The sequence below is a fragment of the Brevundimonas vancanneytii genome (assembly GCF_901421975.1).
GTDB classification, from domain to species: domain Bacteria; phylum Pseudomonadota; class Alphaproteobacteria; order Caulobacterales; family Caulobacteraceae; genus Brevundimonas; species Brevundimonas diminuta.
Genome location: NZ_LR588407.1, coordinates 2,471,743 through 2,496,051, shown reverse-complemented (window position 1 = coordinate 2,496,051; position 24,309 = coordinate 2,471,743). Strand labels below are relative to the sequence as shown.

The 24,309-nt window shown below is 62.7% G+C and carries 20 protein-coding genes and 6 pseudogenes; 16 read left to right on the top strand and 10 right to left on the bottom strand.

What is annotated here, in order from left to right:
- Positions 1-191 precede the first annotated feature (191 nt).
- Positions 192-695: a c-type cytochrome gene (locus FGL25_RS12415; protein ID WP_252970164.1), complete on the bottom strand. Its 504-nt coding sequence runs from the start codon at positions 693-695 to the stop codon at positions 192-194.
- Here FGL25_RS12415 and FGL25_RS12410 point away from each other — a divergent pair.
- The 6 genes from FGL25_RS12410 (at position 597) to FGL25_RS12385 (ending at position 5,861) form a co-directional block, all read left to right on the top strand.
- Positions 597-1,969 (top strand): IS3 family transposase gene (locus tag FGL25_RS12410; protein ID WP_095046155.1). Its coding sequence is split into 2 segments (ribosomal slippage): positions 597-954 and positions 954-1,969, totalling 1,374 coding nucleotides; the frame shifts between segments, so codons are not numbered across the junction. The two genes, FGL25_RS12415 and FGL25_RS12410, sit on opposite strands and share 99 nt — an antisense overlap.
- 93 nt (positions 1,970-2,062) lie before the next feature.
- Entirely contained in the window at positions 2,063-2,311 is a 249-nt protein-coding gene (locus FGL25_RS12405; RefSeq protein WP_138141854.1) for a hypothetical protein, read from the top strand.
- Between the two features lie 329 nt (positions 2,312-2,640).
- Positions 2,641-3,963 carry a site-specific DNA-methyltransferase gene (locus FGL25_RS12400; RefSeq protein ID WP_138141853.1) on the top strand — a complete coding sequence of 441 codons (1,323 nt, stop codon included), beginning with the start codon at positions 2,641-2,643 and terminating at the stop codon, positions 3,961-3,963.
- Positions 3,960-4,394 (top strand): DUF5681 domain-containing protein, encoded by a 435-nt coding sequence (locus FGL25_RS12395; RefSeq protein ID WP_040344979.1) that lies wholly within the window; start codon positions 3,960-3,962, stop codon positions 4,392-4,394. The genes FGL25_RS12400 and FGL25_RS12395 overlap by 4 nt, the downstream gene beginning before the upstream one ends.
- Before the next feature lie 166 nt (positions 4,395-4,560).
- Positions 4,561-4,971, top strand: coding sequence for a DUF2924 domain-containing protein (locus FGL25_RS12390; RefSeq protein ID WP_115616142.1), 411 nt, complete (start codon positions 4,561-4,563; stop codon positions 4,969-4,971).
- Complete coding sequence (locus FGL25_RS12385) at positions 4,968-5,861, top strand: recombinase family protein (protein ID WP_138141851.1); 894 nt, start codon at positions 4,968-4,970, stop codon at positions 5,859-5,861. Before FGL25_RS12390 ends, FGL25_RS12385 begins: the two co-directional genes overlap by 4 nt.
- Before the next feature lie 225 nt (positions 5,862-6,086).
- Here FGL25_RS12385 and FGL25_RS12380 read toward each other — a convergent pair whose 3' ends face one another.
- A complete protein-coding gene (locus FGL25_RS12380; protein ID WP_138141660.1) occupies positions 6,087-7,109 on the bottom strand; it encodes an IS110 family transposase in 1,023 nt (340 codons plus the stop codon).
- Between the two features lie 148 nt (positions 7,110-7,257).
- Between FGL25_RS12380 and FGL25_RS12375 the strand changes: the two are divergent.
- Positions 7,258-7,590 (top strand): annotated as a pseudogene (locus tag FGL25_RS12375) (IS6 family transposase); the annotation flags it as partial.
- A 35-nt stretch (positions 7,591-7,625) separates the two neighbouring features.
- Here the strand turns inward: FGL25_RS12375 and FGL25_RS12370 are convergent.
- The 4 genes and pseudogenes from FGL25_RS12370 to tnpA form a co-directional block, all read right to left on the bottom strand.
- Positions 7,626-7,991, bottom strand: a complete 366-nt coding sequence (locus FGL25_RS12370) for a DUF3024 domain-containing protein (RefSeq protein WP_114818814.1) — start codon at positions 7,989-7,991, stop codon at positions 7,626-7,628.
- Entirely contained in the window at positions 7,991-9,700 is a 1,710-nt protein-coding gene (gene tnpC, locus FGL25_RS12365; protein ID WP_114818816.1) for an IS66 family transposase, read from the bottom strand. Before tnpC ends, FGL25_RS12370 begins: the two co-directional genes overlap by 1 nt.
- A 79-nt stretch (positions 9,701-9,779) precedes the next feature.
- Positions 9,780-10,060 (bottom strand): annotated as a pseudogene (gene tnpB, locus FGL25_RS17005) (IS66 family insertion sequence element accessory protein TnpB).
- 62 nt (positions 10,061-10,122) lie between these two features.
- Positions 10,123-10,461 carry an IS66-like element accessory protein TnpA gene (gene tnpA / locus FGL25_RS12355; protein ID WP_138141849.1) on the bottom strand — a complete coding sequence of 113 codons (339 nt, stop codon included), beginning with the start codon at positions 10,459-10,461 and terminating at the stop codon, positions 10,123-10,125.
- Between the two features lie 86 nt (positions 10,462-10,547).
- Between tnpA and FGL25_RS12350 the strand changes: the two are divergent.
- From FGL25_RS12350 to FGL25_RS12335, 4 genes and pseudogenes are all read left to right on the top strand, one after another.
- Positions 10,548-10,925: pseudogene (locus tag FGL25_RS12350) on the top strand (DDE-type integrase/transposase/recombinase); the annotation flags it as partial.
- Between the two features lie 51 nt (positions 10,926-10,976).
- Positions 10,977-11,282, top strand: a pseudogene (locus FGL25_RS12345) (DDE-type integrase/transposase/recombinase); the annotation flags it as partial.
- A gap of 364 nt (positions 11,283-11,646) precedes the next feature.
- Positions 11,647-12,738, top strand: a complete 1,092-nt coding sequence (locus FGL25_RS12340; RefSeq protein ID WP_138141847.1) for a protein-glutamate methylesterase/protein-glutamine glutaminase — start codon at positions 11,647-11,649, stop codon at positions 12,736-12,738.
- On the top strand, positions 12,735-13,568 hold the full coding sequence (locus FGL25_RS12335) for a CheR family methyltransferase (RefSeq protein ID WP_138141845.1): 834 nt from the start codon (positions 12,735-12,737) through the stop codon (positions 13,566-13,568). Before FGL25_RS12340 ends, FGL25_RS12335 begins: the two co-directional genes overlap by 4 nt.
- A gap of 201 nt (positions 13,569-13,769) precedes the next feature.
- Here the strand turns inward: FGL25_RS12335 and FGL25_RS12330 are convergent, their stop codons facing one another.
- The 3 genes from FGL25_RS12330 to FGL25_RS12320 are packed head-to-tail and all read right to left on the bottom strand — an operon-like array spanning position 13,770 to position 19,599.
- The gene (locus FGL25_RS12330) at positions 13,770-16,100 is read right to left on the bottom strand and encodes a methyl-accepting chemotaxis protein (protein ID WP_138141843.1); all 2,331 of its coding nucleotides are present in this window, start codon (positions 16,098-16,100) and stop codon (positions 13,770-13,772) included.
- 56 nt (positions 16,101-16,156) lie between these two features.
- Positions 16,157-16,585, bottom strand: a complete 429-nt coding sequence (locus tag FGL25_RS12325) for a chemotaxis protein CheW (RefSeq protein ID WP_252970162.1) — start codon at positions 16,583-16,585, stop codon at positions 16,157-16,159.
- A gap of 50 nt (positions 16,586-16,635) precedes the next feature.
- Entirely contained in the window at positions 16,636-19,599 is a 2,964-nt protein-coding gene (locus FGL25_RS12320; protein WP_167493347.1) for a chemotaxis protein CheW, read from the bottom strand.
- A gap of 299 nt (positions 19,600-19,898) precedes the next feature.
- On the opposite strand from FGL25_RS12320, the gene FGL25_RS12315 reads away from it, so the two are divergent.
- The 5 genes and pseudogenes from FGL25_RS12315 to FGL25_RS12295 all read left to right on the top strand — a co-directional run bounded on the left by FGL25_RS12315 (position 19,899) and on the right by FGL25_RS12295 (position 22,994).
- Complete coding sequence (locus FGL25_RS12315; RefSeq protein WP_138141837.1) at positions 19,899-20,285, top strand: response regulator; 387 nt, start codon at positions 19,899-19,901, stop codon at positions 20,283-20,285.
- A 1-nt stretch (position 20,286) separates the two neighbouring features.
- Positions 20,287-20,619 (top strand): hypothetical protein, encoded by a 333-nt coding sequence (locus FGL25_RS12310; protein WP_138141835.1) that lies wholly within the window; start codon positions 20,287-20,289, stop codon positions 20,617-20,619.
- A gap of 55 nt (positions 20,620-20,674) precedes the next feature.
- Positions 20,675-21,241, top strand: coding sequence for a response regulator (locus FGL25_RS12305; RefSeq protein WP_167493346.1), 567 nt, complete (start codon positions 20,675-20,677; stop codon positions 21,239-21,241).
- 112 nt (positions 21,242-21,353) lie between these two features.
- On the top strand, positions 21,354-21,713 hold the full coding sequence (locus FGL25_RS12300; RefSeq protein ID WP_138141831.1) for a hypothetical protein: 360 nt from the start codon (positions 21,354-21,356) through the stop codon (positions 21,711-21,713).
- Positions 21,714-21,805: 92 nt separating this feature from the next.
- Positions 21,806-22,994: pseudogene (locus FGL25_RS12295) on the top strand (IS3 family transposase).
- Positions 22,995-23,282: 288 nt separating this feature from the next.
- Here FGL25_RS12295 and FGL25_RS12290 read toward each other — a convergent pair.
- Positions 23,283-24,304, bottom strand: a pseudogene (locus tag FGL25_RS12290) (IS110 family transposase).
- Between the last annotated feature and the right edge of the window lie 5 nt (positions 24,305-24,309).

Below are 24,309 nucleotides of genomic sequence, written 5' to 3'. Positions count from 1 at the left end.
AAATGCCAAGTAAGCCATGAATAATCCCACGAACATCCCTCCCAAAGGTTTCGCCATCAGGTCGATCCAAATATGCCGCTTCTGTCCGGCAGCCACAACTGTCACCGGGTGGGCCTCGGAAAACTGAGCAGCCGGTCGCACGGGCAGCTCCGGCCTGCAGCGAAGCTCCATCCCGAAGGTGCCATCAGCGCTCAGCGTGCTTGCGACACATTCTCCTGGTAGGTCAGCTCGCGCTCCGGCCAGGTGCTCTTGATATAGGCGAGCGCAGCCTGGATCTCTGCGTCGCTGAGGACGGCAAAGCCCGGCATGTCGCTCTTATAGCCGCCCCCGACGATGGCGGCCGTGCCCTCCTTGACGATCCGGAACAGGATGTCATCGGGATGGTGCCACGTGTGGCCGTCGGCATCGTGTGGTGGCGCCGGGAGACGCCCGGACGGAAGGGGCGTCTTCCAGTCCGGCTGCCCCTCGAGCTGCGCACCGTGGCAGGACGCACATTGGTCCGCATAGATCTGTTCGGCGTCAGCGCCTTTGGCACAGATCTGGGGTTGCGGATAATGGAGGGATTGGGTCTCGTCGCAGTGACGTAAGGAACGCAGATGAGACCCAATCCCTCCAGCCCAAAATTGGCTGCCAAGCCCACCAAGAAGCCCGCCGAGGTGGTGGTGAAAGATATTCGCCGTGCCACACGCCGGCATTTCTCGGCCGAGGATAAAATCCGCATCGTGCTCGAAGGCCTGCGCGGCGAGGAGAGCATCGCTGAACTGTGCCGCCGCGAAGGCATCGCCCAGAGCGTGTATTATTCCTGGTCAAAAGAATTCCTTGAGGCTGGCAAACGCCGTCTGGCCGGGGACACGGCCCGTGCCGCCACCAGTGACGAGGTCAAGGATCTGCGCCGTGAAGCACTGGCTCTCAAGGAATGCGTGGCCGACCTGACGCTCGAGAACCGCCTGCTTAAAAAAAGCATGATCGCGGATGGGGGCGACCAAGAATGAGGTATCCCGCCGCAGAAAAGCTCGAGATCATCCGCCTCGTCGAGCAATCCCATCTGCCCACCCGACAGACGCTGGAGAAACTGGGCATCCCACGCCGCACCTTTGCCCGCTGGTATGCCCGCTACCTTGATGGTGGGCCTGAGGCGCTGGAAGACCGCCCCTCGGCGCCAAGCCGGGTATGGAACCGGCTGCCCGAGAATGTGCGCAAACAGATCATCGACATGGCGCTGGAGGAAAGCGAACTCTCGCCCCGCGAGTTGGCCACCAAATTTACCGATGAGAAGCAGTACTTTGTCTGCGAGGCCACGGTTTATCGCCTGCTCAAGGCACAGGATCTGATCGCCAGCCCAGCCTATATCGTCATCAAGGCCCGCGACGAGTTCCACACCAAGACGATGCGACCAAACGAGATGTGGCAGACCGACTTCACCTATTTCAAGCTGATCGGTTGGGGCTGGGTTTACCTCTCAACCGTGCTCGACGACTATTCCCGCTACATCATCTCGTGGAAGCTGTGCACCACCATGACGGCGGGCGATGTCACCGACACGCTGGACTTGGCGCTGGCCGCATCAGGTTGTGACAGCGCCACCGTGCTGCACATGCCGCGCCTGCTCTCGGACAATGGCCCGAGCTATGTCGCGGGCGAACTGGCCGCCTATATCGAGGCCCAGTCCATGAGCCACGTGCGCGGCGCCCCCTTTCACCCCCAGACACAGGGCAAGATCGAGCGCTGGCACCAGACCTTGAAAAACCGCATCCTACTGGAGAATTATTACCTGCCCGGCGATCTCGAAGCCCAGATCGAAGCCTTCATCGAGCACTACAACCACCAGCGCTATCACGAAAGCCTGGGCAATGTGACGCCCGCAGATGCCTACTTTGGCCGCGATCGGCAGATCCACGCCCAGCGCGCCGCCATCAAGAAACAGACCATCGAACATCGCCGCTTGCAGCACCGCAAGCTCGCCGCCTAAAAGCCAACCCCTGACGAGGCCCGCTCTCCGTTAACGCCACGCCAAACCTGCGCCAAATGTTTCGACGACGGACACCTCTGGACGGTCGGGTTCGTGCCTGATCTCCAGACCTATCCGGGCCGGGAGGCGCCAAATCCCCTGTCGATAGAACTCACCCGGGGAGACGCCGACCTGACGCAGGTCATGCAGGACGTCCTCGGTCTCACCAAGCTGAACTTTAACGCCTGCATCTATGGAGACGGCACGCCTGTTACCCTGAGGTTTGCGGACGACGTAGGCGAAATCCTGACTGCCGCGCCTATCGCCGATCTGCCGCCCCTGCCGTTCAAACACTATATCTAGCGACATTCTGGGGGACGTTAGCGACTTGATCGGATTGTCTGCTTCCGCGCCGGTATGAATGACCGCTCCTGGCGCGTTCCGGCTGTCACCTCGGCGGCGCGGCCAAGTGAAACTTGATCGGCTCTGCCATTGTCAGGGTTACGGCGCGCCGTTTTACGGCTTCGCTTGCAGAAAAAGTTAGGCCGACTTATTGCAGACTCATCCGCTCCCGTGGCCGCCGGTCGGCCATGAAACTCCCCGGATCTCGGCGGGGTTCGACGTGCGGCTCTCCCTCCGTGATCGATCCATCTTGATCAGCCTCTCGCACGTCGAGGCACGGAGTCATAGCCATGCACCCAGTGCAGGTCACTTATCTGAATCTTGAGTTGCTGCGCCCCAGCGGCGGCAATCCGCGGACGCATAGTCGTCGTCAGAAGGAACAGTTGGCCCGGGCCATCCAACGCTTCGGGTTCACCGTCCCGGTCGTGGTGGACGAGGAGGGCGCCATCCTGGCGGGCCACGCCCGCGTCGAGGCCGCTCGCATGCTCGACATGGTCGAAGTCCCGACCATCCAACTCGCAGATATGAGCCAAGCCGATAAACGGGCTTATGTCATCGCCGACAACAAGCTGGCTGAAAACGCCGGCTGGGACCCGGCCTTGCTCAAGGCGGAGTTCGAGTTCCTGACCACGCTGGAGTTCGACTTCGATGTCACCGTCACAGGTTTCGAGCTGCCTGAAATCGAAGGCCTTCTGTTTGGCGGCGGCGACAAAGAGCCCAAGCCCACGCCCGATGACGCGGCAGTCGGCCCGCCCTGCGAGAGGCCGTGCACTCGGCTCGGCGACGTCTGGGACATCGGGCCTCATCGCCTGATCTGCGGCGACGCCCTCGCTGAGGAGACGTATGCTCGCCTGATGGGCGATGAAATGGCGGGCATGGTGTTTGCGGACGTGCCCTACAACCTCCCCATCGCCGGCCATGTTTCAGGCCTGGGCAAGGCTCAGCACCGAGAGTTCGCCATGGCCTCTGGCGAGATGACGTCGGAGGAGTTCGTCCGCTTCCTCTTCGAGGTCTTTTCTCACCTTACCAAGGTCACGATGGACGGCTCGATTCATTTCCATTTTATCGACTGGAGGCACATGGGCGAGATGCTCCAAGCCGGCAACGACGCCTACACGGAGCTGAAGAATCTCTGCGTCTGGGCCAAGACGAATGGAGGCATGGGTTCGCTTTACCGCTCCGCCCACGAGCTCGTATTCGTCTACAAATCGGGCAGGGCGCCGCACGTCAATAATGTCGAGCTGGGCAAGAACGGCCGCTACCGCACGAATGTCTGGACCTATCCGGGCGCTAACAGTTTCGGCCCAGGCCGGGACCAGGACCTGGCCGATCATCCCACGGTCAAGCCGGTCGGCCTGGTGATGGACGCCATTCTCGATTGCTCCCGCCGCGGCGACATCGTCCTCGACCCCTTCGCGGGCTCGGGGACCACGCTCCTGGCCGCTCACCGGACCGGCCGCAGGGGGTACGGCGTCGAGATCGATCCGATCTATTGTGACGTCATTATCCGGCGCCTGCGCGAACGCGCCGGCCTGGAGGCCACGCTCGCTGGCCAATCCTTCCAACAGGTCGCGGCCGAGCGCGCCGCAACCCTTCTGGAGGATGCGGCATGAGCGCTCATGACGAGGATGACTACGAGGTCGGCTATCGCAAGCCGCCCAAACATTCGCGGTTCAAGCCGGGCCAGTCCGGCAACCCTCGGGGACGGCCCGTGACCCTGCCCCGGGCGGACACGCCCGGGCAGATCGGTCGTGACTTTCGGGCGGTGAGCAACATGACGGTGAAGGGCGCTAACGGGGAGGAAGTGCCGATGATGAAAGCGATGGCGATGGCCCTGGCCAATGCCGGCCTCAAGGGCAAGGCGAGCGCCGCCAAAACTTTCCTTCGGTACCTGGAGCAAGGCAATGAGGAGAACGTGGCCCGCTGCCCGGGCCTCAAGCTGATCGACGACGTGGACCTGGTCGAGGTTAACCGCCGACGCCGTTCCAAGGCGCGGATGGGACGGCTCCTGAAAGACCTGGCGGAGCGATCCAGGAAGAACTGAAGGTCGAAAGAAGCACCACTCCTGAAAGGGCGCGGACGGTCTCCGCGCCCTTTTTCTTGTCCACGTTTTCGACTGGACTGTCCGCCCGGGCGGAGCGTTGGTGTCCCAGGCCTGCACGTCCGGCTGCGGCCGGGGGCGGGAACGGATGCTGACCTGTGAGGCCCTCATGACCGACTTTCACATGTCCCTCGACCGCTTGGCGGAGCTTGGACTGGACGACCTTCGGCGTCGGTGGCGATCTCGGTATGGGGCACCGCCGTCGATCCGCTCGCGCGAGCTTCTGGCCCTGATGCTGGCCTGGCGGCTCCAGGCCGAGCGCGAAGGGGGTATGGAGACAAGCGTCCGCCGCGCCATGCGACGGCCGGGCGGATCGCCCGGACTGGCCGCCTTGCCGCCGGGCGCGCGGTTGTCTCGCGAGTGGAAAGGCGTGCGCCATGACGTGACGGTGGAGGGCGACGGCCGTCTGCGCTGGGAGGAAGGGGTCTATGGCAGCCTGTCGGAGGTCGCCCGCGCCATTACGGGATCACGCTGGAACGGACCGCGCTTTTTCGGCTTGCGGGAGGAGGGCGCGCGATGAGCCGGCCCCGCATCCGCTGCGCCATCTATACGCGCAAGAGCACCGAGGAGGGGTTGGATCAGGCCTTCAACAGCTTGGACGCCCAGCGGGAGGCCTGCGAGGCCTACATCAAAAGTCAGGCGGCGGAGGGCTGGGTGTTGGTCCCGACGGCCTACGATGACGGCGGTTTCTCAGGCGGCAATATGGACCGGCCGGCCCTGCAGCGCCTGCTGGCTCAGGTGGACGCCGGCCTTATCGACACCATCGTCGTTTACAAGATCGACCGTCTCACCCGGGCCCTGTCCGACTTCGCCCGGATCGTCGAGCGCCTCGACCGCCGCGGCGCCTCCTTCGTCTCCGTGACCCAGGCGTTCAACACCACCACCTCCATGGGGCGGCTGACCCTCAACGTCCTCCTGTCTTTCGCCCAGTTCGAACGCGAGGTCACCGGCGAGCGCATCCGCGATAAGATTGCCGCCTCCAAGAAGAAGGGCATGTGGATGGGCGGCGTCCCGCCCCTGGGCTACGATCTGCCGACCGACGCCATGACCCGCGCCCTGGTGGTCAATGAGGCTGAGGCCGAGCAGGTGCGCACCCTCTATCGCCTCTATCTGGAGTTGGGCTCGGTGGCGGCTTTGGCGCAACAGCTAGAGGCCGAGGGCTGGCTGACCCGGGTGCGGGTCAGCCGCAAGGGAAACCACTCGGGTGGCGTCCCCTACAGCCGCGGGGCTCTGTTCCACCTGCTGAAGAACCGCATCTACCTCGGCGAAATCATCCACGGCGAGCTCTCCATGCCGGGGCGGCACCCAGCCATCGTCGACCCGGACCTTTTCGAGGCGGCCCAGCAACGGCTGAGGGCGGTGCTGTCATCTGTGGACGGCCCCTGCACTGCAAGGGTGAATCTGGTTTGAAGTGACGATCTGGGTGTTGCGGTCATCTGTCCGGCCTGTTTGTGCGGCGTCGATGGCCGCTGGCCCTGATGGAGTCCGCTGGACCAGGTCCCAATCAGGCTATCGAGCTCAAGGCTCCGACAGTACCTCGGGTTTTCCCAGCCTGCGGCCACTACCTGATCATCATCATCCCATATGCACCCTTCCAGTTCGGAGCTACAAACCAATGGTTCGCAGCAATCTCGGTTAAACCTTAGCGATAGGTCTGTAGGTCTCGCCTCGCGCCATTACCGCCCACGCAATCCGGGCGGTCTTATTGGCCATGGCTACGGTCACGACGCGGGATGGCCGACGCTCCAGTAACGCCTGGACCCAGCCAGCTGATGGCGTCACACCGGTTCGAGCACGCCGGATCACCGACGTAGCCCCGACCACGAGGAGCTTGCGCAGATAGCCATCTCCCTTCTTGGAGATTTGGCCCAACCGCTCCTTGCCACCAGATGAGTTTTGTCGAGGAACCAGTCCCAGGAAGGCAGCGAACTCACGACCGGATTTGAACAGTTTTGGATCGCTGATGCTGGCCGCCAGAGCGGTTGAAGTGATAATCCCGACTCCAGGAATGGTGGCCAGACGCTGGCTTGTCTCGTTCTCGCGATGCCAAGCCAGCAGTCGCCGCTCAAGCGTGCGTATTTGTACGGCCAGGGCATCAAGCTGGGCACCGAGCATCTGCATTGTCAGCACCGCCGCTTGCGGAAGCGTCGAAGGATGTGTCTCTCGCACCAACTGCAGGAGATCAGTGATCCGTCGCGCGCCCTGCGGGACGACGAGGCCGAACTCTGCGCAATGGCTACGGATGGCCCGGATCAGCGTGGTCTTCTGTCGAACCAGCAACTCCCTGGTCCGATGCAAGGTCAGGATCGCTTGACGCTCAGCGCTCTTGACCGGCACGAACCTCATCGTCGGACGCGTCACAGCCTCGCAGATTGCTTCAGCGTCAGCCGCATCATTTTTCTGGCGGCGGAGGTAGGCCTTTACATAACTCGGCGGCATCAACCGAACTTCGTGGCCCAAGGCAGAGAGTTCACGGGCCCAATAATGGGCGGTGGCGCACGCTTCCATGCCGATCAGGCACGGGGGTAAATCTCTAAAGAACCTCATGAGTTCAGAACGCCGCAGCTTCCGGCGAACAGTAACCTGTCCTTCGCTGCTAACGCCGTGAACCTGAAATACGCTCTTGGCGAGGTCGAGGCCGATCGTGGTAGTCATCATGGTGGACGGTTCCTGTTCTGTGGCCACATCAACAACGACCACACTATGGCGCACTCGACGCCGGACACAGGGGCCGTCCACCCCATCAGTCTAACGATAAAGGTGCTCCACTTCGAAGGCTGCAAGCCATTGGTGGAGAAGGCGTTTTATGAAACCGCTATCGTTTAAGCGACACCGCTTCCCAAGCGAAGTGATCCGTCATGCCGTGTGGTTGTACTTTCGCTTCAATCTTAGCTTCCGTGACGTCGAGGAATTGATGGCGCAACGCGGAATTGACGTCAGCTACGAAACGATCCGGTGCTGGACGATCAAGTTCGGGCCTCTGATTGCACGGCGGCTGAAGAAACGGAGAGTGCCTCCGACTGGCCGTTGGCATCTCGATGAAATGGTCTGCAAGATCGGAGGACGGCGCATGTATCTGTGGCGCGCAGTCGACGACGAAGGCGAGGTTTTAGACGTCGTTGTCCAGCGCCGGCGGGACACAGAGGGTAGCCATCCGGTGAGGACCGCGGCGAGCTAAAGCGGCTGCAGGATCTCGTCGGTCTCGATTTGCTTGAGGGCCTGGGCCAGCGTCTTGCCACGGTAAAGGCGAATCCAGGATCCGGTATGGCGACGCCATTGGATGTCGAAACGGTCGGGACCAGTCCAATCCAGACGGACGAAGGCGGCATCGAACTCTGCTCCCAGACTGTCGCTTGAGCCAGAGCGATATCGCTGGATGAAGCGATAGCGGGCACCGTGCCATTTGCCCTGGATATCGACCGGGTAGTTAAACTCGGTGGGGCGCACGACGCGAAGAAATCTCGGCTTCAGTACGTCGTCAATGAACTGTTGGCAGGCTGCGGTGATGAGCGCCTTTTCTTGCGGAAGGGGACCGTCCATCAGACCGCTGCCGTGACCAGGCTGACGCCCTTGGGACGCCAGTTCCACGGCAACAGCTCATCGAGGCGACTGGCCGGCAGATCGTTGATGCGGGCCAGGACGTCGGCGAACCAGGCCTGGGGGTCGACGTCGTTGAGCTTGCAGCTGACGATGAAGCTGTACATGGCCGCGGCCCGTTGCCCGCCCCGGTCCGAGCCGCAGAACAGCCAGGCCTTACGACCCAGAGCGACGCCCCTGAGGGCGCGTTCGGCGGCGTTGTTCGACAGGCAGACCCGGCCGTCCTCGAGGAAACGCGTGAAGGAGGGCCAGCGCCGCGTGAGATAGTTGACGGCCTTGACGATGTCGTGGTCGCGGGTGAGCTGGGCGCGCGTCTCCTGCAGCCAGACTTCGAGCTCGGCGATAATCGGCGCGCTCTTCGCCTGGCGGACAGCCAGACGTTCCAGCGGCGACTTGCCGTTGATCTCGCGTTCGATGGCGAACAGGGCGTCAATCAAACGCACCGCTTCCAGGGCCTTGGGATAGACGGCCTGGGGCTTCTCGCCGCGCGCCTTTTTACGCGCGGCGGCCTCGAGATCGGCCAGAATGAAGAACTTTCGTCGGGCGTGCGCCCAACAGCCCGCCTCCAGGATAGGGCCGGGCGGCCGCCCCTGCTTGTAGAGCTCGTTGTAGCCGCCATAGGCGTCGGCCTGCAGCACGCCGCTCCAGTTCTTGAGGTGGCCCTGGGGGTGAAGGCCTTTGCGGTCGCGCGAATAGTAGAAAAGCGCGATCCGCGGCCCCGTCCCGCCAAACGGCGCGTCGTCCAGCACATAGGTCCAGAGCCGACCGATGTCGGTCTTGCCCTTGGCCAGAATCGGCACGGTCGTGTCGTCGGCATGCAACCGCTCGGCGGCGAAGCCATGGATCTCGAGGCGGTGGAACAGCGGCGCCATCAATGCGGTGACGCCGCCGACCTGATCGGCCAGGGTGGACAGGCTCAGCGGCACGCCTTCGCGGGCGTAGCGCTCGGCCTGGCGGTTCAGCGGCTGATGCTGGCCGAACTTCTCGAACATGATCATGGCCAGAAGGTTCGGTCCGGCCCAACCCCGCGGCAGGACATGGAAGGGCGCCGGGGCCTGGGCCATGGTCTCGCAGTCGCGGCAGGAAAACTTCTCCCGCACGGTCTGGATCACCTTCCACTGGCGCGGGATCACTTCCAGCGTCTCGGTCACGTCCTCGCCCAGCTTCGACAGGCGCGACCCGCCGCAGCAGGCGCAGGCCGTGGGCGCCTCGATCACGACCCGCTCGCGCGGCAGGTGTTCCGGGAAGGGTTGGCGGGAAGGCTTCTTGCGCTCGAACCCCTTCACCGTCGTGGTCGCGCGGGCGACGGCTTTCTCGGCCGCCAGTTCGTCCTCGGTCGCCGAGGCTTCCAGTTCCTCCAGCTGCAGCTCGAGCTGGTCCAGCAGCCGGCTGCTGCGCTCTGACGTGACGCCGAAGCGTTCACGCTTCAGCTTGGCGATCTGCAGTTGCAGGTGGGCGATCAGCGCCTGGTCCTCGGCGCGGTCGGCCTTGGCGGCCGCCGCCTCGGCGACGGCCAGGGCGGCTTTCTCTTCCGCTCGGGTCGCTTTCTCTTCCGCTCGGACAGCCCCTGCCTCAGCCTGGTCGGCCCGCAGCTCGGCCGCCGCCAGCGCCCTTTTCAGCGCTGCGACGTCGTCCGGAACGGGGGCGGCCATGACTTCCATGGCGAGAATTGAATCATAATTTGCGTCGCTTGTGGCGCCCCAAAATGCAGTCTCGCCAATCTTTTTTCACTCAGCCGGCGCTCGTCGGACGCCAGCTATGCTGGGGATTTCGCCAGTCGATCCCTTCGAGCAAATAGCCGAGCTGGCCCATCGTCAGCGACACGGCCCCGCCCTCGGTCGCCGGCCAGATGAAACGCCCTCGCTCCAGCCGCTTGGCGTAGAGCGACAGGCCGATGCCGTCGTGCCAGACGATCTTCACCAGGCCACCGCCACGCCCCTGAAGACGTAGAGATCTCCGCCATGAGGATCGCGCTTGAGGTGCTCCTGAACGAGCAAGGTCAGGCCCTGCATGCCTTTGCGCATGTCCGTATGGCCGGTGGCGAGCCATACCCGCACGCCAGATCGCATCGGGATCATCGCAGGGCCCGCAGCACCACGTCGACCAGGACCGGCGACGCCGTTCCGCTGATGCTCACCCGCGCCGAAGCCAGCTCGACCTGGATCACCGCTCCCCCGCCGGCGTCGGTCACCACGGACTCCTCGGCGATGACCGCCTCGACGAAGCCTGGGATCATCGATGCCCGCGCCTTGGCGCGCCAAGTGTAGATCAGCCCGCTCGAGACATCATGTCGGCGCGCTGCATCGACGACATTGCCGCCTGGCCCGAAAGCCTCCTCCAGGATCTGGCGCTTATCCTCATCCGTCCAGCGACGTCGCCGCTCCGGACCTGTCAGGAGGGTGATCTGGCTCATCCGCTCTCACGCCTGCTCTTATGACCGGTCTTAAGACCGCACTTAAGAGTCCAGGATCGCCGATGGGCTCAGCCGAACAAGGCGGCCTTCACCGGAGGGGTACCACAGAGGCGGCTTTGAAGCTGATCAAACGTCTTTTACGCAACCAACCTATCGAGCCGGAAACCATCACAACGGATGGGCTGGCATCGTACGGTGCGGCGCTTGATCAGTTGGAACTGCGGCACCTTCATCGCCCTGGCCGGCTACGAGACAATAACCGCGTTGAGAACTCGCATCTGCCGATCCGACGACGGGAACGACAGCAGCAGAGGTTCAAATCTCAAGCCTCAGCGCAAAGATTTCTCACAACCCACGCGGCGATCTACAACACCTTCAACATCCAACGTCATCTGATCAGCAGGTCCACGCTTCGTCGCTTTCGTGCCGATGCAGATACTGCTTGGACGGCGGCTGTCGTCTGATAACGCGTGGGGTAGGGGTCTTTCGACTTCGCTTAGTTAAGCTGACAGCACCCGGAAACCATCACAACGGATGGGCTGGCATCCTACGGTGCGGCCCTCGATCAGTTGGAACTACGGCATCTTCATCGTCCCGGTCGACTGCGTGATAATAACCGCGTTGAGAATTCTCACCTGCCGATCCGGCGACGAGAGCGGCAGCAGCAGAGGTTCAAATCCCAAGCCTCAGCCCAGAGATTTCTCACCACCCACGCGGCGATTTACAACACCTTCAATATCCAGCGCCATCTCATCAGCAGATCCACACTTCGTCGTTTTCGCGCCGATGCGGATGCCGCTTGGATGGCGGCGGTAGCCTGATATTTTGCAGGGTTGGGGGCTTTTTGAATGTGCTCAGTTAACCTGACGGTTCCCTCCCAGATCACGCAAAACGCAAAGGCGTGCCCGGATCTGTGGCGCTGCACTTACGCTGGGCACTCTCGGCGTGGGATATATCAAGACCGTTTCCAAGTGAGGGTAGGGGCTCCACCAATGCAGATGAAGTTCATCGCAGCCGCTGCCGGCATCGCCAGCGCTGCAGGAGCGCAAAGCCAGAAGCTATTGGTGCAGAGATGCACGTGAATCGAATACCTGAACACGGTGCGGTCGAGCTTAACGCATCCTTCTCTCTTGGCTCCTATGTCTGGAGGAAGGTGGCCGCGCGTGTACAGGGTGAAGTTCGAGAATGTTGCAAAGCTTTGCCCCAGTTCAAACACATCCGGTCCGCGTTCTGGTCGTAGACGACTCGGCAGTCGTTCGGGGGCTGATCGCCAAGAACCTCAGGCTGGACCCCGCGATCGAGGTCGTCGGGACCGCTGCCAACGGTCAACTGGCGTTGGACGCTTTGGCGGACAAGGCGGTCGATGTTGTCGTGCTGGACATCGAGATGCCGGTCATGGATGGCCTGACCGCCCTGGAGCAGATGACTGCGAAATACCCAGCGATCCGTGTCATTATGGCCTCGACTCTGACGTTGAGGAACGCCGAGATCAGTATGAAGGCCCTGCATCTGGGCGCCGCCGACTATATTCCGAAACCAGAATCCGGCCTCGGCGCAGCGGAGGAGTTCCAACGAGAACTCATCGCCAAGGTAAAGGCGCTTGCCCCTCGCCGCGGCCGTAGCGCCGGCGCCGCCACGGTACCTTCTGCGAGTGTCCCCCCGCCAGCCAGTCCGCCGCTCCGCAGGTTCGAACGCAGAAAGCCCTCGATCCTCGCCATCGGCTCATCGACGGGCGGCCCCCCCGCGCTACAGCAGATTTTCGCGGCCCTCAAAGGTGCGGTCGATCAGCCCATTCTGCTGACCCAGCACATGCCGGCGACCTTCACAGCCCTGCTCGCCGAACAGCTCAGTCGGGTCGGAGACCGGCCGTGCGCCGAAGCGAAACACGGCGAGCCCGTCCTGCCGGGACGGTGCTACGTCGCGCCCGGCGGTTGGCATATGACGATCGCCAAGGATGGCGCCGTGCCCATCGTGCGTCTGAATCAGGAGCCGCCGGAGAACTACTGCCGACCGGCCGTCGACCCAATGTTGCGCTCCGCCGCCGCCGTCTACGGAACAGGGGTCCTGGCGGTGATCCTGACCGGGATGGGCCACGACGGCGCCCGAGGCTGCGAGGCGGTAACCGAGGCGGGAGGTCGCTTCATCGCTCAGGACGAAGCCTCCAGCGTCGTCTGGGGCATGCCCGGGGCTGCCGTCGCGACCGGGCTGGCCCAGAACATATTACCGCTGAACGAGATTGGGCCGTGGCTCCGTCGTGAAACAGGAGCCGTCGCATGACCGGACTGGATTTTGAGTTTTTCTGCAAGCTGATGCTTGAACGATCCGGCTTGGTGCTCACGCCCCAGAAAAGCTACCTGGTCAAGAGTCGCCTGGAGCCTGTGATGCGCAGCGAGGGTGTGACATCGGTCGAAGCCCTGTTGACCAAAATTCGCTCGGAGCGCCCGGAGCCTTTGATCCAGGCCTGCGTCAACGCCCTGGCGACGCACGAATCCTACTTCTTCCGGGACGGTACGCCCTTCGAACATCTGGTCCAGAGCCAGTTGCCAGCACTGATCGCCGCGCGGCGGGCCACCAAGCGGCTACGTATCTGGTGCGCCGCCTGCTCGAGCGGTCAAGAGCCCTATTCGATCGCCATCATTCTCCAGGAGATGAGCGCGAAACTGCCGGGTTGGACGCTGGAGGTTCTCGGGACAGACATGTCCGCCCCGATCCTTGAGAAGGCCAAATCCGGCTTCTACAGCGACTTTGAAGTCAAACGCGGCCTATCGCCCGAACGTCTGGATCGCTGGTTCACCGCCGAAAACGGCGGGTGGCGGCTCTCGCCAACCGTCCGCCAGATGGTGCAATTCAAGTCGCATAACCTGCTGAAGGGGGCCGCAGGGCTCGGAACATTCGATCTTATCTTGTGCCGAAACGTCCTCATTTATTTCAATGTGGACAACAAGCGTCTTGTCCTGAACAGCCTGTCCCGCGCCCTTGCGCCAGACGGTTCGCTTCTGCTCGGAACGGCCGAGACCGTACTTGGGATCACGCCTGACTTCGAGGCCACGCCCGGCTTTCGCGGCACCTACCGGTTGGTCGGGCGGCAAGCCGCTCTAGCCGGCTGACCACGGCCCCCTCGCCCGCCCGTCAAACCCCCAAGCCTTCGAAACCCCCCGCCCTTAAGCACGGCCCGCACATGCCGGGGCGGCGGTGACGGTTCGCATCGCGGGGCTTCCTGCGGACGGCGAGGCGCCGCCCGCAGAGCGGCGACCATGGAAAAGGCGCCCGCGCTTAGCGCGAGCGCCTCTTCTGGTGTGCGCTGTCCCTTATCGGGTCAGGCCGTCCATCTCGCTGCTCAGGGCTTCCGCCTGATGCGCCAGTTCGCCCGCCGCGGTCAGCAACTGCGCTGAGGCTGCGCTGGTCTGGGAGACGCCGTCGCTGAGCCCCTGGATGTTGCTCGACACCTGCTGGGTGCTGGTCGCGGCTTCCGTGACGTTACTCGCGATCTCTCCAGTGGCGGCGGATTGTTCCTCCACCGCTGAAGCAATCGCCGTCGCGATCATCGAGACCTTGCCCATCGTGTCGGCGATGCCCTGGATAGCGGACACCGAAGTCGTCGTCGCGGCCTGCATCGCCGAGACTTGAGACGAGATTTCGTGGGTCGCCTTTGCGGTCTGGTCGCTGAGGCTCTTCACTTCCGAAGCCACTACGGCGAAGCCCTTTCCGGCGTCACCCGCCCTGGCCGCCTCGATCGTGGCGTTCAGGGCCAGGAGCTTGGTCTGCCCGGCGATGTTGTTGATCAGGGTCACCACATTGCCGATCTTGTTGGCGGCCTCAGCCAGGTTCTGGATAGCCGCCTTGGTGTTGTCGGTTTCGATGACCGCCTGTTGCGTGATGTTGGTCGATTCCGCCACCTGACGAGCGATCTCGGAGATGGACGCAGAGAGTTCCTCGCCTGCCGCCGAGACGGTCTGGACATTGTTCGACGCGACCAGCGCGGCGCTGGTCACAGCCGCAGCCTGTTTCGTCGCCTCTTCCGCCGTGCTTGAAAGCTGTTCGGCGGTGGCGCGCATTTCCGACGAGGCGGAGGAAACGATATTGGCGATCTCCTTGACCCGCTCGGCCGTTTGACGTTGCGGCGTCACGTCGGAGGCGTATTTGACCACCTTGAACACCTTGCCGTCGGCCCCGGTGATCGGGTTGTAGCTGGCCTGGATCCAGATCACGCGACCGCCCTTGGCGATGCGTTTGAACTGGCCGATGTTGGCTTCACCTCGGGCGAACCGTTCCCAGAATTCACGGTAGGCTGGCGTGCCATGCTCCGCGGCGTCGACGAACATCCGGTGATGCTGGCCGCGGATTTCTTCGATGCTGTAGCCAAGGGCGCTGAGGAAGTTCGCATTGGCTTCGCGGATCGTGCCGTCCATGTTGAACTCGATCACCGCCTGCGACTTTGAGATCGCCAGAAGCTGCGAGGTATAGTCCGCGTTGACCGCTTCCTGGGCGCGTCGCTCGGTGACATCCGCCCATTCAAGGCAGTTGCCGATATAGACGCCGTCCGGGTCGAAGATACCGGTGATCGAAACCGTGAACTGCAGGTCCCCGATGGTCAGTTCCATGGCGTGCGGCAGGTTCGACGGATCCGTCAGCAGGCGACGCTGCTGGGACGGATCCTTGTGAAGACTGTCGATCGACAGTCCGATGGCCTTGCTGGGATCGAAGCCGGTCCAGATGGTGGCGAACGCCGCCGGATGTTTGGCCAAAAGCGCCTTTGCACCAGTATTGAGGTAGTTTATGTTGAGATCTCGGTCGACCATCATCACCGAAGCGCCGAGGTTCTCCATCGCCTGTGACCGGATGACGCCGGCCTTTTGTTCTGTGATGTCGGTCGCGTATTTCACGACTTTGAACGGCCGGCCGTTCATGTCCATGATCGGATTGTAGCTTGCTTCGATCCAGATTTCGCGCCCGCCCTTCGCAATGCGCTTGTACTGGCTGGAGTCAAACTCGCCACGACCGAGTTTTTCCCAGAACATCCGGTACTCCGGGGTCGAGCGTGTCGCCGGATCGACGAACAGACTGTGGTGCTTGCCCTTGATCTCGTCGATCTGATAGCCGAGCGCCGCACAGAAGTTGGCGTTGGCGTCGATGATGCTGCCATCGAGGTTGAATTCAATGACCGCCTGGCTCTTGCCGATCGCCGCAATCTGCCCGCTGTAGTCGGCGGCCAGCAATTTCTGGTCGGTTATGTCCGTGGCGAACTTGATGATCTTTATCGGCCGGCCTGCGGTGTCGAATACCGGATTGTAGCTGGCTTCGATCCAGATTTCGCGACCGCCCTTGGCGACGCGCTTGTATTGCCCCGTATCGAATTCACCGCGTCCGAGCTTGTCCCAGAACAGACGATACGCCGGGCCGACCTGCTCGGAGGGATCTACGAACATCCGGTGATGCTGGCCGCGGACTTCGGCGAGGGTGTAGCCTGTGGCATTGAGGAAATTGTCATTGGCGTCGAGGATCGCGCCGTCCAGGTCGAATTCGATCACGGCCTGAGAGCGGCGGATGGCCTCGATCTGGCCCTTGTAGTCCTGAAACAGGGTGTCGAAATCGTCTTCAGCGTCGACCTTGAGAGCGGCGTTTGAGGCTGGGGGAGACATGTCTTTGCGTCCTTAAGAGCGCCCGCGGCACGGGAGCGGTAAAACGAGGGGTGGGATCACGCGGCCAGGCTGGCCCCGGCGTTGAGGTCGAGAACGTGCTCGACTTCGAGAACGAGCAACAGTTCGCCCTCCAGGCGATAGAGGCCGGAGCAGACCGCCCGCCAATGGGCCGAGAGCGTGACCGGACTGGGTTCGTAGTCATCGGGGGACAGCCACAGCACATCGCCCACGTCATCCACCAGCAGGGCGTACAGCTCTCCGACCTGTTCAACGATCACGCTCATGAAGCCCTCTTCGGGGCCGCGAGGCGCCATCCGAAGGCGCCGGCGCATATCGACGGCGGTGACGATCCGTCCACGCAGGTTGAGCGATCCCGCGATCTCCGGCGGACCCAGGGGCACACGGTTGATCGGGGTCTGAACGATGACGTCCTGGACCTTGAGCACCGGCACGCCGAAGCTGTGGTCACCGACGCGGATCGACACCAGGCCCGCCGTGGACGCTGCCGTGGATCTGATCCCACCCTCGCCGGTTGTCATGCCGCCTCCCAATGATCGACCAATGCGTCGGAGACCGCTTCCAGAAGGGTCGATTCAGACCCGAGGGCAGCGGCCGAGTTCTTGTGCGCCGCGAGACTGACCAAAGGCGTCGCATGCCAGCGCGTCGCGGTCTTCAGCGTCGATGCGAATTTGCGCGTCGATTCGGGACGGGACGTATCAGCCATGATCAGGTGGAAGGACTCGCCTGCTTCATAGAGCGACAACGCGGTCTCTGAATCCGAAGCGACGACAACATCATAACCCGCCTGAGCCAGCAGCGGTCGAAGAAGAAGCTGGGAGAAGGGGCTCTCGTCGATCACCAGTAGTCGACGGGTTGGCTGTGCGACCACTGGCGGCGGCGCAGCCACGGGCGTGTCAGGCATCGCGTCGGCCTGCTCCGGCCTGTTCATGGCCTTGCGCCAATAATAGGCCACGTCGATGAGCTCTGTCGCAGCCCCGCCGATAATCAGACTGCCCAGCGTACCCGCGCCCGCGGAGCTGAGATCCGCCTTCAGGGTGCTCTCGACGATATCGACGATCTCGTGGACCAACAGGCCGACCGCCTGATCGTCACGGGCAAAGACCAGCAACTGCCGGCGATCGTCATCGTCCCAGCCCGCGGCGGGTTCGGCTTCCGTTCCCACGATCGGCATCAGCTGGCCGCGGTACTGCACCACGGTGCGACCATCGACGTATTCGATCTGGCTGGAGGCGATCTCCTCGATGCGCGCCACGTCTGCCAGCGGAGTAGCCTTGAGGCGTTCGTTCGCCGCCCTGAAAACCAGGATGGCCGATTGCTCCTCACGCGCCGATGCGACTTCCCCCACCGGCTCGTCCTGGATGCCGGAGCCTTGGCCGGCGCCGGTCTCGGCCGAGAGCCCTTTCAGGTCCAGGATCAGGATGACCGACCCGTCGCCCATGATCGTCGCACCCGAATAAAGCTTCAGATGCCTCAGGACAGTCGCCACCGGCTTGACGACGATTTCCTCGGTGTCGAACACCTTGTCGACCATCACCCCGAAGGTGAAAGATCCGATCTTGACGACGACGATGCAGGTTTCGCCAGCGGAGGTCTCGGTGGGCTGGAGCTCGAGGAGGCTTTGCAGCGAGACCAGGGGCAACAGGCGATCGCGTAGTCTCAGCACCGCCGATCCGTCGATGTATTCGATGGTCCGTCCGCCGGCGCCGTTGGCGCTCACGAGTTCGACGATGGAAGATTGCGGCATGGCGAAGCGGTCGCCGCAGCACTCAACGATCAAGGCGGAAACGATGGTCAGGGTCAGGGGAATACGGATCGTGAACCGTGTGCCGCTGCCCTGGACTGACGTCAGCTCGATGGCTCCGCCGATCTTCTCGATATTGGTCCGCACCACGTCCATGCCGACGCCGCGGCCGGAGACCGACGTGACCTCCGAAGCGGTCGAGAGCCCGGCGTGAAAGATAAGCTGACGAGCCTCGGCGTCCGACATGGAATCGTGCTGCGTCTGAGAGATCAACCCCGACGCCAGCGCCTTGGCGCGGATCTTGTCGGCGGGCAGCCCGCGACCGTCGTCGCCGACTTCGATGACGATGGCCCCGGCCTCGTGCCGCGCCTGCAGTACGATCTTGCCGGTCTCTGACTTCCCGGCCGCGCGACGGTCCGTCGGCGTCTCGAGCCCGTGGTCCGCGGCGTTGCGGATCATGTGGGTGAGCGGATCCTTGATGAGCTCGAGAACCTGGCGATCCAGCTCTGTCTCCTGGCCGTGCATGACCAACTCGATGGACTTGCCCAGATCCTGAGAAAGGTCGCGGACCAGACGCGGCAGTTTGGACCAGGCGCCGCCGATCGGCTGCATGCGGGTGGTCATCACCCCTTCCTGCAGTTCGCTGGTCACCTGATTGAGCCGATTGAGGGGCGCAGCAAACGGACTTTCCGGCTCCAGGCGCAGCGTCTGGATCAGTTGATTGCGGATCAGCACCAGTTCGCTGACGACCGTCATGAGATGTTCCAGAGCGTCGACACTGACCCGGATGGTCTGAGCCGGTCCCGCGCCGCCTCCCACGCCCGGAGCTTCGCCATCGGACCGGACGCGCGGCGCTTCGGCGGCTGTCGCTCCGGTCGTGGCCGTGCCCGTTTCCGAAGGGTTTGGACTGGCCGAGGCCGAGGCTTGCGGACTCGAAGCGGCCGCGAGCGGGGATTGGTCTGCGGCGTCCGCCAAGAGCAGCAGGTTCCGCAGGGCGGCGGTCGCGTCGGGATCGATATCCAGTTCGAAAAGCGCATTGGCGACGATGTCGAAGACCCCCTCGCACACTTTCGAATTCACGCCGATCGAGCCCACGTCAGTCATGCTCGTGACGAAGGCGGGCCCCGGCTGCTCGCTGCGCGCCAAGGTGCTCAGGCTGTCGCGGATGGCGGCCTGAAGCCTGTCGATATCGGCGTCGGCGAAAAGGGCGCCGAAGTCGGGATTGCTCTGGATCGACATGAGGGCCGATTCCGCCGCCGCATCGAGCGTGGCGTCCCCGCCCAGTCGATCGATCAGCTTTCGACCGTCGTTGGTCGGTTCGGGTGATGACGGCTCTATCGCCGGACCGGTTGAAGTGACCTCATCCGGGCTGGCATCGTTCAGAATGGCTTCGAGGCGGCTGATGAGCGCCGAATCATCGCCCGGTGGCTCGACGCCCGTGACCGCGAGGGAATCGATGATCGCGCGGATCAGGTCGACGGTGTCGAGGACCGCAGAGACGGCTACGCGCGTGACTGGAAGGACGCTGTCGCGGAACCCGCCCAGTACGTTCTCCGCCGAATGGGCGACGGTCTGCAGACGCGACAGGCCCAGGAAGCCGCACGTACCTTTTATCGTATGGATGAGGCGGAAAATCCTGCCGAGCGTCTCGGGATCGTCGGGAGACTGCTCGAAGCGCACGAGTTCGCTGTCGAGTGCTTCGAGGCCCTCGCGCGTTTCTGCGACGAAATCGCTCACCAAATCGTCCAAGGGCACCCCAAAAGCACAAACGGCTCGCAATATTGCGCGGATCACCTGAGGGTCGAATCAGTAAATTCTGCGTTAACGACGTTTTGGACATTAACAGGCTAACGATTGTTGGCGGGTGGTCGCCGCCGCCAGCATTCGAGCCGGCAGATCAGAACACCTAACATTGTTCCGACGCAATATAACCACTTTTGGTTGCGCGGAGCCGCCAGGACGACTTCTTAACTATTTTTGGACAGAAATGCTGGCGAAGTTGCAATGATATGCTCAGAGATGAGGAATCGGACTGTATGGCTGTCGACAAATCTATGAATATACTGGTCGTTGATGACTACAAGACAATGATCCGGATCGTTCGCGGCTTGCTGGAACAGTTGGGTTTTAGCAACATCGACGATGCTGTGGATGGGCCTACTGCGCTCGAAAAGATTCGACAGAAGGACTATGGCCTGATCCTCTCTGACTGGAACATGGCGCCCATGACGGGCTACGAACTTCTTCAAGCCGTACGCGGCGACCCCCGAACAAAGGCGGTTCCCTTCGTCATGGTCACGGCGGAGGTCAAGACCGAGAACGTCGTTCTCGCTCGTGCGGCAGGCTGCAGCAACTACATCATCAAGCCGTTCAATCTTGCCGTCCTAAAGCAGAAACTCACCTCGGTCCTGGGGCCGCTCTAGGATGTCCGCAACCGAAGCCAAGGCCATCATCCAGGTCATTCGAGATGAGGTCGATGTTGCAACAGACGTCCTACTGTCAGCAGCAGAACAGGCCCTTCGTGACATCGGCGCCGCCCGAGGCGGCGACGCCGCAGCCCTCGATCGGATCGAGGCGGCGCTCTGCAGCATGCTAGAAGCCTGCGCGTTCCAGGACTTGACCGGGCAGCGCCTGTCCAAGCTGGACAGCATGATCAGTTCTGTCGATGTCGCCAGCGCACCCGCCGACCCGCTGCTGAATGGTCCGGCGCTTCCCGGCGAGGGCCTCGACCAGGCCGCCGTGGACAAATCATTCTAAATTTTCGCGCGTTCGTTTTGCGTCTCATCGAAGTCGAATGAGGAATGTCACGTCGATGCTGAAGTCATCGTCCAAGATGGATTTGGGGAACACAAAGGTCCTTGTGGTCGACGACGATCTGCACGCTCTTGATCTCTTGGTATCCGTTCTGAGCGGTTTCCGGATCAAGGAGCCGGTCGTGTGTCGGGATGGGGAGCAGGCTCGCGAAGCCATTTCGAGACAGGCGTTTGACCTGATCATCCTCGACGCGGAGATGCCGGGCGAAGACGGATTCTCGGTCCTCAGCGACACACGGGCTAAAACGAAATCACCGAATTTCACGGCGCCCATCATGATGATGAGCGCGCACACATCGATCAATAGGGTCTATCGGGCGCGGAACGCCGGCGCCAACATCGTGATAAAGAAGCCGATCGTTCCGGCCATACTGTTGAAGAGGATCGAGTGGCTGGCCCGGGATCGGCGTGATTTTGTCGAGTCCGATGGCTTTCGCGGACCCGACCGCCGCACGAAACAAGGTTTGGCGCCTGAGAATCAAGAGCGCCGTGCCGACGCGTTGGCCCTGATCTCCGATTCGACCCGAGCTCTGTCTCAAGACGATATCAACTCCCTGTTCGATTAGGACCGCCCGATGCCAAAGCCGCGCGTCTTCAGTCTGGTGAATAGATTGGCCAAAGTCATTGACGCACCGAATGCACAGCCCCAGGAAGTTCTGATCAGCAAGGCGAACGCCAATGTCGAAGAACTCGGTGACGCCTTCCGGACCCATATTCGCGCCAAGGTCTCGGAAAATCTTGGCCTACGCGGACCAGGGCGACGATGTCCTGCACGCGGAACGGGAGGGGTTGGGCCGGGCGGCCCTGAGCGTCGCAGAAATCGCCGGAGCGGCGAACATGGAGGCGGTGGGCGAGGTGTCTCGGGGCATTTCAGCCATGCTCAGCGATCTCGCGTCCGGCGGATGGCGCAGCGATGCTCTGCTGGTGCATATTCGGTCGCTTGGTCTCGTTAGCCAACTCGGCCCTCCAACGGCCCCGGACCTGCTCGTGCTGGATCGCCTTGCAGCCATGCGCAAGGCGATCGGCGTTGTCGAATAGTCAGCGCCGCCAGCCAGCTTGGAGGGTCTGACGTGCCCCTGAGAATTTCCTCCACGCGGAGCTAGAGTCCGCCCCTTGAAAGGACGGACGGAATGAAACGAGCGAGATTCACGGAAGAGCAGATCATCGGGATCCTGCGGGAGAACGAGGCCGGCGCGAAAGCGGGCGAGCTGGCGCGCAAGCACGGGCGTGTCTGAGGGCACGATCTACGCCTGGAAGGCCAAGTTCGGCGGGATGAGCGTGTCGGACGCCCAACGCCTCCGGGCCCTGGAAGATGAGAACGGAAAGCTGAAGCGCCTGCTGGCCGACGCCATGCTCGACAAGGCGGCGCTGAACGATCTGCTCTCAAAAAAGTGGTAGGGCCCGCGGCGATGCGCCAGGCCGTCGCCCATGTGAAGGCGACGTTCGGCGTCAGCGAGCGGCGGGCCTGCTCCATCATCAAGGCCGACCGCAAATCGGTGCGCTATCGCTCTTGCCGCCCGCCAGACACGGCGCTGCGGGAGCGGCTGCGCGCCCTGGCTGTCGAGCGGCGACGGTTCGGCTATCGCCGGCTGTTCGTGCTGCTGCGACGTGAAGGCGAGCCTTCGGGCAAGAACCGGATCTACCGGCTCTACCGCGAGGAAGGTCTGACGGTGCGCAAGCGCCGCTCCCGTCGTCGAGCCATCGGCACGCGGGCGCCGATCCTGATCGAGGCAAGGCCGAACGCCCGCTGGTCGCTGGACTTTGTGCACGACCAGTTCGCCACGGGCCGCCGCTTCCGCATTCTCAACGTGGTCGACGACGTCACCCGCGAGTGCCTGGCGGCGATCCCCGACACCTCGATCTCGGGACGCCCGCGTCGCGCGCGAGCTGACAGCGCTGATCGCTCGACGGGGCCGTCCCGCCATGATCGTCAGCGACAACGGCACGGAATTCACGTCCACGGCCATCCTGGCCTGGGCGCAGGATCATGGCGTCGACTGGCACTACATCGCGCCCGGCAAGCCGACCCAGAACGGGTTTGTGGAATCCTTCAACGGCCGGATGCGCGACGAACTGCTCAACGAGAGCCTGTTCTTTAGTCTGGATCACGCCCGCCAGAAGGTCGCTGCCTGGGCGCTGGACTACAATACCCGCCGGCCGCACTCGTCGATCGGCTACCTCACCCCGGAGGCCTTTGCCGCCAGTCTGACCGCAACAGGCCGACCCGCTGCGCAGTATGAAAGCTGCGCGGCTCGGCCTGTTGCTCAACCCACGCTGCGAGGCGTAACTAACCCAAGGACTCTGGTCGCCGCTGGATGAAAACTCAGAGGCACGTCAACATCTGTGGACGGCCCCTGCACTGCAAGGGTGAATCTGGTTTGAAGTGACGATCTGGGTGTTGCGGTCATCTGTCCGGCCTGTTTGTGCGGCGTCGATGGCCGCTGGCCCTGATGGAGTCCGCTGGACCAGGTCCCAATCAGGCTATCGAGCTCAAGGCTCCGACAGTACCTCGGGTTTTCCCAGCCTGCGGCCACTACCTGATCATCATCATCCCATATGCACCCTTCCAGTTCGGAGCTACAAACCAATGGTTCGCAGCAATCTCGGTTAAACCTTAGCGATAGGTCTGTAGGTCTCGCCTCGCGCCATTACCGCCCACGCAATCCGGGCGGTCTTATTGGCCATGGCTACGGTCACGACGCGGGATGGCCGACGCTCCAGTAACGCCTGGACCCAGCCAGCTGATGGCGTCACACCGGTTCGAGCACGCCGGATCACCGACGTAGCCCCGACCACGAGGAGCTTGCGCAGATAGCCATCTCCCTTCTTGGAGATTTGGCCCAACCGCTCCTTGCCACCAGATGAGTTTTGTCGAGGAACCAGTCCCAGGAAGGCAGCGAACTCACGACCGGATTTGAACAGTTTTGGATCGCTGATGCTGGCCGCCAGAGCGGTTGAAGTGATAATCCCGACTCCAGGAATGGTGGCCAGACGCTGGCTTGTCTCGTTCTCGCGATGCCAAGCCAGCAGTCGCCGCTCAAGCGTGCGTATTTGTACGGCCAGGGCATCAAGCTGGGCACCGAGCATCTGCATTGTCAGCACCGCCGCTTGCGGAAGCGTCGAAGGATGTGTCTCTCGCACCAACTGCAGGAGATCAGTGATCCGTCGCGCGCCCTGCGGGACGACGAGGCCGAACTCTGCGCAATGGCTACGGATGGCCCGGATCAGCGTGGTCTTCTGTCGAACCAGCAACTCCCTGGTCCGATGCAAGGTCAGGATCGCTTGACGCTCAGCGCTCTTGACCGGCACGAACCTCATCGTCGGACGCGTCACAGCCTCGCAGATTGCTTCAGCGTCAGCCGCATCATTTTCTGGCGGCGGAGGTAGGCCTTTACATAACTCGGCGGCATCAACCGAACTTCGTGGCCCAAGGCAGAGAGTTCACGGGCCCAATAATGGGCGGTGGCGCACGCTTCCATGCCGATCAGGCACGGGGGTAAATCTCTAAAGAACCTCATGAGTTCAGAACGCCGCAGCTTCCGGCGAACAGTAACCTGTCCTTCGCTGCTAACGCCGTGAACCTGAAATACGCTCTTGGCGAGGTCGAGGCCGATCGTGGTAGTCATCATGGTGG

Excerpts from the sequence above, each read along its gene's own strand:
- FGL25_RS12415 (WP_252970164.1), bottom strand. The coding sequence starts at position 695 with ATGCCGGCGTGTGGCACGGCGAATATCTTTCACCACCACCTCGGCGGG.
- FGL25_RS12400 (WP_138141853.1), top strand. The coding sequence starts at position 2,641 with ATGCACCCAGTGCAGGTCACTTATCTGAATCTTGAGTTGCTGCGCCCC.
- FGL25_RS12395 (WP_040344979.1), top strand. The coding sequence starts at position 3,960 with ATGAGCGCTCATGACGAGGATGACTACGAGGTCGGCTATCGCAAGCCG.
- FGL25_RS12390 (WP_115616142.1), top strand. The coding sequence starts at position 4,561 with ATGACCGACTTTCACATGTCCCTCGACCGCTTGGCGGAGCTTGGACTG.
- FGL25_RS12385 (WP_138141851.1), top strand. The coding sequence starts at position 4,968 with ATGAGCCGGCCCCGCATCCGCTGCGCCATCTATACGCGCAAGAGCACC.
- FGL25_RS12380 (WP_138141660.1), bottom strand. The coding sequence starts at position 7,109 with ATGATGACTACCACGATCGGCCTCGACCTCGCCAAGAGCGTATTTCAG.
- FGL25_RS12370 (WP_114818814.1), bottom strand. The coding sequence starts at position 7,991 with ATGGACGGTCCCCTTCCGCAAGAAAAGGCGCTCATCACCGCAGCCTGC.
- tnpC (WP_114818816.1), bottom strand. The coding sequence starts at position 9,700 with ATGGCCGCCCCCGTTCCGGACGACGTCGCAGCGCTGAAAAGGGCGCTG.
- tnpA (WP_138141849.1), bottom strand. The coding sequence starts at position 10,461 with ATGAGCCAGATCACCCTCCTGACAGGTCCGGAGCGGCGACGTCGCTGG.
- FGL25_RS12340 (WP_138141847.1), top strand. The coding sequence starts at position 11,647 with ATGTTGCAAAGCTTTGCCCCAGTTCAAACACATCCGGTCCGCGTTCTG.
- FGL25_RS12335 (WP_138141845.1), top strand. The coding sequence starts at position 12,735 with ATGACCGGACTGGATTTTGAGTTTTTCTGCAAGCTGATGCTTGAACGA.
- FGL25_RS12330 (WP_138141843.1), bottom strand. The coding sequence starts at position 16,100 with ATGTCTCCCCCAGCCTCAAACGCCGCTCTCAAGGTCGACGCTGAAGAC.
- FGL25_RS12315 (WP_138141837.1), top strand. The coding sequence starts at position 19,899 with ATGGCTGTCGACAAATCTATGAATATACTGGTCGTTGATGACTACAAG.
- FGL25_RS12310 (WP_138141835.1), top strand. The coding sequence starts at position 20,287 with ATGTCCGCAACCGAAGCCAAGGCCATCATCCAGGTCATTCGAGATGAG.
- FGL25_RS12305 (WP_167493346.1), top strand. The coding sequence starts at position 20,675 with ATGCTGAAGTCATCGTCCAAGATGGATTTGGGGAACACAAAGGTCCTT.
- FGL25_RS12300 (WP_138141831.1), top strand. The coding sequence starts at position 21,354 with ATGTCGAAGAACTCGGTGACGCCTTCCGGACCCATATTCGCGCCAAGG.